Here is an 8,365-nt window from a genome sequence, read left to right on the forward strand (position 1 = left end):
CCCCCCCCCCCCCCCCCCCCCCCCCCCCGCCCCCGCCCCCCCCCCCCCCCCGCCCCCCCCCCCCCCCAGCGCGGTGAAACCTACAGGCCGTACCGCTCGATCACATCCAGGTGCGGCTGCCGCTCCTGGTCACAGGCTTCGGCCAGGCGCAGCCAGCACTGCGGGTGCGACCAGCCGGCGGTGGACTGCTGCAGGTAACGATGCAGCGCCAGCGGCGCATGCCCCTGCGGCTGGGCCACGGTGAACAGCAGGCCCGGCAGGGTACCCTCCTCCGCATCCGGATCGGTCACGGTGTAGTCGGGGCGGCTGTGCGCCCAGACCTGCCAGCCCTGCGCTTCGGCGCCTTTCACGAACGCATTCCAGGCCTCCTCGCCCGGGTGCGCGCCGTCGACCAGCCAGCTGCGCTCGAAGCCGCCGCGCTCCAGCACGTGCACCTGCGCATAGGTCGGAATGAAGTGCTGACGCTGCTCTTCTTCCTCCGGCGCCGGATGCACCAGCGCGGCATCGAACACCACCCAGTCGCCCACCTGCTGGGCACGGTTGGCCGGTGCGTTCTCGACGATGCGCGCGGTCACCGGGCCGGTGCGGCGTGCGTAGTACTCCATCGGCTCGCCCTGTTCCAGGCTGCGGATGATCACCCAGCCCCACGGTTCCTCGACCACGCCGTCCTGGCTGGTCAGCTCCATGCCGATGGCGGCGGCCGAGCGGCGCACCGCTTCCCAGTCGCCTGCGGCACTGGCCGCGCTCATGTGGTCCCAGTGCGCGGCGTTGGCATCTTCCAGCGTCTCCACCAGCTGCGCGTAGCAGGCCTGTGCATCGCTGAAGCGGCCGGATTCCATGTACATGCGGGCCAGCGTGCCACGTGCACCGTGCGAACCTGGCGACAGCGCCAGCAGCGCCTGCGCGGCCTGCTCCAGCGCCGGCCAGTCCGACACGCGGCGTGCGCGCTGCACCTCGCACCAATGCGCGAACACCGGCACGCTGCCGCGATAGGTGTCAGCCAGGCGGCGCAGGCCATCGTCGTCGCCCTGCTCGGTCAACCAGCGCATCAGGGTGTAGGCCGCGGCACCATCTTCATGGGCATGGGCACGCACGAAGTCCCACAGCAGCGCGCGCGCCTCGGCCTGCGCACCACAGGCATTGAGCGCCGATGCGGCCACCTCGGCCAGCGCTTCGTCGTCCGGGCACTGCGCGTGCGCCTGCAGCAGCCACTGCGCCTCGCGTTCGGGATCACGCGACTGGTCCTGCTCACCGCGCGCTTCCAGCCAGGCCAGCAGTTCGGTCGCCGGCACCGGCAGCGGTTCCACCTCGGGCAGTGCGTCGATGCGTGCGGCCAGGCCAGCCACGCGCTCGCTGGCGCCCCGATCCTGCCGCAGCTGCGCCAGATGGGTGCGGGCCAGGCCGAGCTGGCGCTGTGCCACCCAGCGCGCGCCGCGCTGCAGAGCCAGTTCCAGGCTCAGTGCCGCCAGCTCGATCACCAGGCGGTGCGCGCCGACGCTGGCGAAGTGCTCGATGATGGTGTTGAAACGCGTGCCCAGGTTCCAGGTGTTGCGGGCCGGGTCGCGGCTGCACAGCAGCGCCACCGTCGTGGCCCACAGCCGCCAGGTGTTCGGGGTCAGTTCGCTCCACGGCACCAGCTGCTGCAGCGCTTCTTCGTCGCGGCCCAGCTGGGCCAGGGCCCAGGCGCGCGACAGGCGGCGCGGCACCGTGCAGTTGGCCGGTTCGTACTCGCCGGCGGCGGCCACTTCGGCTTCGCGTTGCTCGATCAGCACCATCGCCTCTTCGGCGCGGCCGCTGGCCAGCAGGATCTTGATCTGCATTTCCGGGAAGCTGTCGAACACTTCCTTGCCGCGCGCTTCCACCGCATCGGCCTGCGCCTTCAGGTAATCCAGCGCATCCTGCGCACGGCCGTCATCGAGCAGGGCATCGGCCTTTTCGCAGCTCAGGCACTGGAAGCAGGCCCAGGTCGGATCGATGCGCGCCAGCGTTTCATCGCACACTTCGATGCGCTCGGGCACCCAGCCCGGGCCGTCGATGTTGCCGTAGCAGGCGGCCAGGTCCTGGGTCACGCAGATCGACTGCGGGCACTCCAGGGTGTCTTCGCGGTGCGCGCGCTCGAACAGCGAGACGGCTTCGCCCAGTGCGCTCTCGCCTTCGACGCGGTTGCCCACGCGATTGCGCAGGGCCCAGTGGCCGACATAGACGTCGACCCAGGGATTGTCCAGCGCCTTGCCCAGCGCACGCGCCTCGGGCAGCAGCGCATCGACGCGGTCGACCTGCAGTTCACTGACTTCGTCGGCAAGGCGGGTCAGCAGGTGCGCGTTCTGCGCCTGGCCTGCCTGGCGCAGGTCTTCCTGCAGCTTTTCGACCCAGTTCCAGATATCCATGGGGGTTGGTGCTCCTGTCTAGCGTGAGGCTGGATGAGAGAAAGTGTGTGGAATGCTCAGCGCAGCATCTGCTGCAGGGCCGTGGCGATTTCGCTGAAGGCGCCATTGAGGTCCGGGCCGGGCGTTGCGGCGCCACGGGCCAGCGGGCGGCCCTGGGCAGAGACGATGATCTTCAGCGAACGCAGCAGGCGCGCGGCCGCCGGCGCCTGTGCATGCCCGTCGCGCTGTGCCTGCAGCAAGGCCTGCACGGCCGGGTTGTCGAGGTTGAGGTACAGCCGCGACGGTGCGCGCGCCTCGATGCGGGCGGTGAACTGGCGGGCCAGCCGCAATGCCGCCATCGACACGCGCTTGTCGTTCTCGTCGTCTTCCAGGCGCTGCTTCAGTTCGGCCTCCCGGTCGGGCACCACCACCACCGGCAGCGCTTCGGGGCTGAAACGTGCCGGCAACAGCTGCTCGCCATCGCCCAGATGTTCGCCCAGCCATGCCAGCTGCGCCGCATCCAGGCTGTCATCGGTGCGGAACAAGGCGCGGTTGCCCTGCTCGGTGCCCAGTTCGACCAGGCGCAGGCCCTTGGCCTGGGTCCAGCGGCGCAGGAACGGCACCACGGCATAGCGGTGGCCGTGCGCGACCGGCACGCCCATCGCACGGAACAGCATTTCCTCGAAGCCGCCACCGTTGTCGAGGATCACATGCACGGCGCCGCGCGACGGCAGCGCGCTGGCCGGGAGGTCGCCCTGCGAGGTCGGCACGCGCACGTGCTCCAGCAGCAGCTCGAACAGGCGCTCATCGCACAGCGCCGCACCGAGCAGTGCTTCGTTGTGGCGGGCCAGCACGCGTCGCCAGGCTTCGGGCTGCTGCCGCGCGACCTCGGCCAGGCCGTCGATCAGCGCTTCCAGCAGCGCATGCTGCACGGCGCGGTACTGGTCGTCGCGCTGCAGGTCCTCGCGGCTGGCGGTCGGGGTCAGGCGCGAGGACTCGATCACCCCGCCGATGAAGCCCGCCCACGGCGGCAGCAGGTCACGCGCATCGTCATCCAGCAGCATGCCGCGCACGAACACAGACAGGTTGCGGTTGTCGCTGGTGCCGTAGGTCGCGCCATCCTGCACCCACAGCATGCCGGTGGCATCGCTGTCGGCGTCGGCGCGCAGCGGCAGGGTCACGATGGGTTCGAAGTCATGCTCGAACCGCGCAGCGAACTGCAGTGCCTGGCGGCGCGCCTGCACCGGATGCAGTGCCACGTCGCCCTGCCCGCGCCACGGCGGCGGCTCGGGGTTGAGGGCCTCGGCAGCCGCGCCGATGAAGATCGGCTCGGACAGCAGCGCGCAGTAGCGGCCCAGCACCTCGTACAGGCGCGCCTCGTTGGCCAGCGGCAGGAAATCCGGGTGCAGTTCCAGCTCCACCTCGGTGCCGATGGCGCGTGCCGGGACTTCGCTGACGGTGTACTGCTCGGCGTTGCTGGACACGTAAAGGTGGCCCAGCTCCGGCGTCTGGTACGAGGTGGTGCGGACACTCACCCGCCGCGCCAGCACGAAGGCCGAGAGGAAGCCCAGGCCGAACATGCCGATCAGGCCGTCCTGGTCGTCACCGCCCTGGCGCAGACCACGGGTGTAGCCGACACCGACGGTTGCCAGGTAATCGTGGATTTCCTGACGGGTCAGACCGGCACCGGTATCGATGATGCGCAGCACGCCGGCTGCAGCATCCACCCGCACCTCGATACGCGAAGGCAGCTCGATGCCCGACTGTTCAAGGCGGCGGCGGATGATCGAATCGTGCGCGTTCTGCACCAGTTCGCGCAGGGCCACCATCGGGGTGGAATACAGGTGCTTGCCCAGCACCGTCATCAGTCCATTGAGATCGACCCCTGCGCGACGGATTTCGGCGGCGGGGGTGCTGAGCGTCGGGTCCTGCATGAAATCGGTTACTCCTTGCCACACAAGGCGCCACGGGGCGCCGTCGTCGAGCGGGAAAACTAGCACAGTGAAGCTGACCGTTACTGCATCGGAAGCGTGTAGAGCCGAGCCCATGCTCGGCTGCCCTTGGCGGAAAAGCAGCCGAGCATGGGCTCGGCTCTACAGGACCGATGTCACGCTGCGTCGATGGCCTCGGACAGGCGCTCGACCGCGATCACTTCCATGCCCTTCACCGTGCCGCCCTTGGGCGCATTGGCCTTGGGCACGATGGCGCGCTTGAAGCCGTGGGTGGCGGCCTCGCGCAGGCGGTCTTCGCCATTGGGCACCGGGCGGATCTCGCCGGACAGGCCGACCTCGCCGAAGGCAATCGTCTTCTCCGCCAGCGGCCGGTCCTGCAGTGACGACAGTACGGCCAGCAGTACCGGCAGATCGGCGGCCGTCTCCTGCACGCGGATGCCACCCACGACATTGACGAACACGTCCTGGTCGCCCACCAGCACGCCGCCATGACGGTGCAGCACCGCCAGCAACATGGCCAGTCGGTTCTGTTCCAGGCCGACTGCGACACGGCGCGGGTTGGACAGCGGCGAGGCATCGACCAGCGCCTGCACTTCCACCAGCAGCGGCCGCGTGCCCTCGCGGGTGACCATCACGCAGCTGCCTGGCTGATGGGTACTGGCACCGGACAGGAAAATGGCCGACGGGTTGGAGACTTCCTTCAGGCCCTTGTCGCCCATGGCGAACACGCCCAGTTCGTTGACCGCACCGAAGCGGTTCTTGAACGCGCGCAGCAGGCGGAAGCGGCTGCCGCTCTCGCCTTCGAAATACAGCACGGCGTCGACCATGTGTTCGAGCACGCGCGGGCCGGCGATGCCGCCTTCCTTGGTCACGTGGCCGACCAGGAACACGGCGGTGCCGGTTTCCTTGGCAAAGCGCACCAGCCTCGCGGCACTCTCGCGTACCTGGCTGACCGAGCCGGGGGCGGCGGTGAGGGTTTCGGTCCACAGCGTCTGCACCGAGTCGGCCACGATCAGCCGCGGCCCGGCCTTGGACGCATGCTGCAGGATCGACTCGACGCCGGTCTCGGCCAGCGCGTTCACACCGTCCAGCGGCACTTCCAGCCGGTGCGCACGCCCGGCCACCTGGGCCAGCGACTCTTCGCCGGTGACATACAGCACCGGCAGCACGGCCGCCATCTTCGCCACCGCCTGCAGCAGCAGGGTGGATTTGCCGATGCCCGGGTCGCCGCCGACCAGCACCACCGCGCCTTCGACCAGGCCGCCGCCCAGCACGCGGTCGAACTCACCGATGCCGGTGCTGACCCGGCGGTGCTCGGTCTGCTCGACATCCTTCAGCGCGGTGATCTTCGGCGGATCGATCTTGCCGGCCCAGCCGGCGCGGCGCGACGCAGGCGCCTTGGCCGCCGCCGCGCTCTCCAGCACGATTTCCGACAATGAGTTCCAGGCGTTGCACTCGGTGCACTGGCCCTGCCACTTGCTGTACTCGGCGCCGCATTCGTTGCAGACGTAGGCAGTGAGGCGGGCTTTGGCCATGGGGCAGGACTTCGGTGCGGGGAGGTGAAGGAGGATAGCCGAGGCCAGTCGCAGGCGCTGCGACCCCGGCATGAGGGCGGCCCGGTCATGACATTCTCGAATATGAGATGAACATCACACTTTAATGCTCTAAGGTTGCGCTCCACGCAGCCGCTATAGTCCGCGCCGCCGCGCCCCCTCCACGCCCCCCGAAGGACCCTCAATGACTGGCACCTACAGCCAGAGTCTGGTTGTTTTTTCGCTGCTGGTCGCCATCCTGGCGTCCTATACCGCACTGGACATGGCCGGGCGCCTGGCCACGACCGAGGGCCGGGTGGCGCGCTGGTGGCTGGCCGGCGGCGCCACGGCCATGGGCCTGGGCATCTGGTCCATGCACTTCGTGGGCATGCTGGCGTTCAACCTGCCGATCCCCATCGGCTTCGACCTGGCCATCACCCTGTACTCGCTGGCGGTGTCGGTCTGCGCCTCGGCCTATGCCCTGTGGCTGGTCTCGCGCCCGCAGCTGCCGCGCCGCCGCCTGCTGGCCGGTGCGGTGCTGATGGGGCTGGGCATCGCCACCATGCACTACCTGGGCATGGCCGCGATGCGCATGCAGCCGGGCATCGATTACGACCCGCTGTGGTTTGCCGCCTCGATCCTGATCGCCATCGGTGCCGCCGGTGCGGCGCTGTGGATCGCCTTCCGCCTGCGCAGGGAGGGTGAGCGCACCCTGCGCCTGCGCCTGCTGGCCTCGCTGGTGATGGGCCTGGCCATCGTCGGCATGCACTACACCGGCATGGCCGCCGCCCGCTTCCCCGATGGCAGCCTCTGTGGCGCCGTGATCGACGGCGGCATCGACAGCCGCTGGCTGGCGATACTGGTCATCGTCACCACCCTGGGCACCATCGGCATCGCCCTGGTCGCCTCGCTGTTCGACCGGCAGATGCGCGAGCGCACCGGCCTGCTGGCCGAATCGCTGGAAAAGGCCAACGACAAGCTGCTGCAGGCGGCCCTGCACGACCCGCTGACCCAGCTGCCCAACCGCATGCTGCTGCAGGATCGCATCGAGCAGTCCATCGAGAAGGCACGCCGCCGCAACCACGGCCTGGCGGTGATGTTCTGCGATCTGGACGGCTTCAAGGCGGTCAACGATGCCTATGGCCACCAGCTGGGCGACCGCCTGCTGGTGCGCATGAGCGAGCGGGTCGGCGGCCTTCTGCGCCCGCAGGACACCTTCGCCCGGCTGGGCGGCGACGAGTTCGTGATCGTGCTGGCCGTGGATGAGCCGGACGATGCGGTGGTGGTGGCCGAGCGCATCATCGCGGCGGTGGCCGAGCCGTTCCTGATCGACGCGGCCGAGCTGCAGGTCAGCGCCAGCCTCGGCATCGCCCTGTACCCGGACGACGGCGCCACCGAGCGCGAACTGATGGCGCACGCCGACGCGGCGATGTACCACACCAAGGATGCCGGTCGGAACGGCTATACCTTCTTCACCCCGTCGATGCAGGTCAGCGCCAACCGCCAGCTGCGGCTGCTGCAGGACCTGCGCCGCGCCGCCGACCGCGGCGAGCTGCGCCTGCACTACCAGCCCAAGTTCGTCGCCGCCGGCACGCCCGCCGTGGGCGCCGAGGCGCTGCTGCGCTGGCAGCACCCGGAGCTGGGCATGCTCGCGCCGGATGTGTTCATCCCCATCGCCGAGCGCAGCGGGCTGATCCTGCCGATCGGCGACTGGGTGCTGGACCAGGCGTGCGCGCAGCTGCGCAGCTGGCACGATTCGGGCCACCCGGAATGGACGATGGCAGTGAACCTGTCGCCGCTGCAGTTCTCCTCGCCTTCGCTGGTGGACAACGTGCGCGACGTGCTGGCGCGCCATGCGATCGCGCCGGAGCGGCTGACCCTGGAGATCACCGAAACCACGGCGATGAAGGACGTGGAAGCCAGCCTGGCCATCCTCAACGACCTCACCGCGATGGGCGTGCATATCTCCATCGATGATTTCGGTACGGGCTATTCCAGCCTGCTGTACCTGAAGCGCATGCCGGCGACCGAGCTGAAGATCGATCGCGCGTTCGTACGCGACCTGGAGCAGAACGCCGAAGACGCGGCAATCGTGTCGTCGATCGTGGCGCTGGGGCGCTCGCTGCAGCTGCAGGTGGTGGCCGAGGGCGTGGAGACGCGCGAGCAGCAGGAGTACCTGAGCGGGCTGGGCTGTGACCAGTTGCAGGGGTACCACCTGGGCCGGCCGATGGATCCGGACGAGTTCCTGCGCAAGGTGGGGTGACGCGGGGGAAGTAGCCGGGGTCGGATCCCTTTCCGCAGGAAAGGGCTCTGACCCCAGATGCATCCACGCATGGCGTGGATCTACTGCTGCCGGCCAGCGGCCGGCACTACCGCAGATGGCCGGGGTCGGATCCCTTTCCGCAGGAAAGGGCTCTGACCCCAAGCGCATCCACGCATGGCGTGGATCTACTGCCGCCGGGCATGGCCCGGCGCTACCAACGCACGCACCAACCGGTAGCGCCGGGCCATGCCC

Annotated in this window: 4 protein-coding genes; 1 reads left to right on the forward strand and 3 read right to left on the reverse strand. The window is 69.3% G+C overall.

The genetic code is table 11. The features are described from left to right. Nucleotides 1-80: 80 nt before the first annotated feature. The 3 genes from IAE41_RS20900 to radA all read right to left on the reverse strand — a co-directional run bounded on the left by IAE41_RS20900 (nt 81) and on the right by radA (nt 5,853). A complete protein-coding gene (locus tag IAE41_RS20900) occupies nt 81-2,387 on the reverse strand; it encodes a tetratricopeptide repeat protein (RefSeq protein ID WP_200734419.1) in 2,307 nt (768 codons plus the stop codon). Nucleotides 2,388-2,443: 56 nt separating this feature from the next. Beyond that, entirely contained in the window at nt 2,444-4,300 is a 1,857-nt protein-coding gene (locus IAE41_RS20905; protein ID WP_200734420.1) for an ATP-binding protein, read from the reverse strand. Nucleotides 4,301-4,473: 173 nt separating this feature from the next. Next, complete coding sequence (radA, locus tag IAE41_RS20910) at nt 4,474-5,853, reverse strand: DNA repair protein RadA (RefSeq protein ID WP_200734421.1); 1,380 nt, start codon at nt 5,851-5,853, stop codon at nt 4,474-4,476. A 202-nt stretch (nt 5,854-6,055) separates the two neighbouring features. Between radA and IAE41_RS20915 the strand changes: the two genes are divergently transcribed. Next, complete coding sequence (locus IAE41_RS20915) at nt 6,056-8,113, forward strand: EAL domain-containing protein (protein ID WP_200734422.1); 2,058 nt, start codon at nt 6,056-6,058, stop codon at nt 8,111-8,113. Nucleotides 8,114-8,365 lie beyond the last annotated feature (252 nt).

The sequence above is a fragment of the Stenotrophomonas sp. S39 genome (assembly GCF_016624665.1).
Lineage (GTDB): Bacteria > Pseudomonadota > Gammaproteobacteria > Xanthomonadales > Xanthomonadaceae > Stenotrophomonas.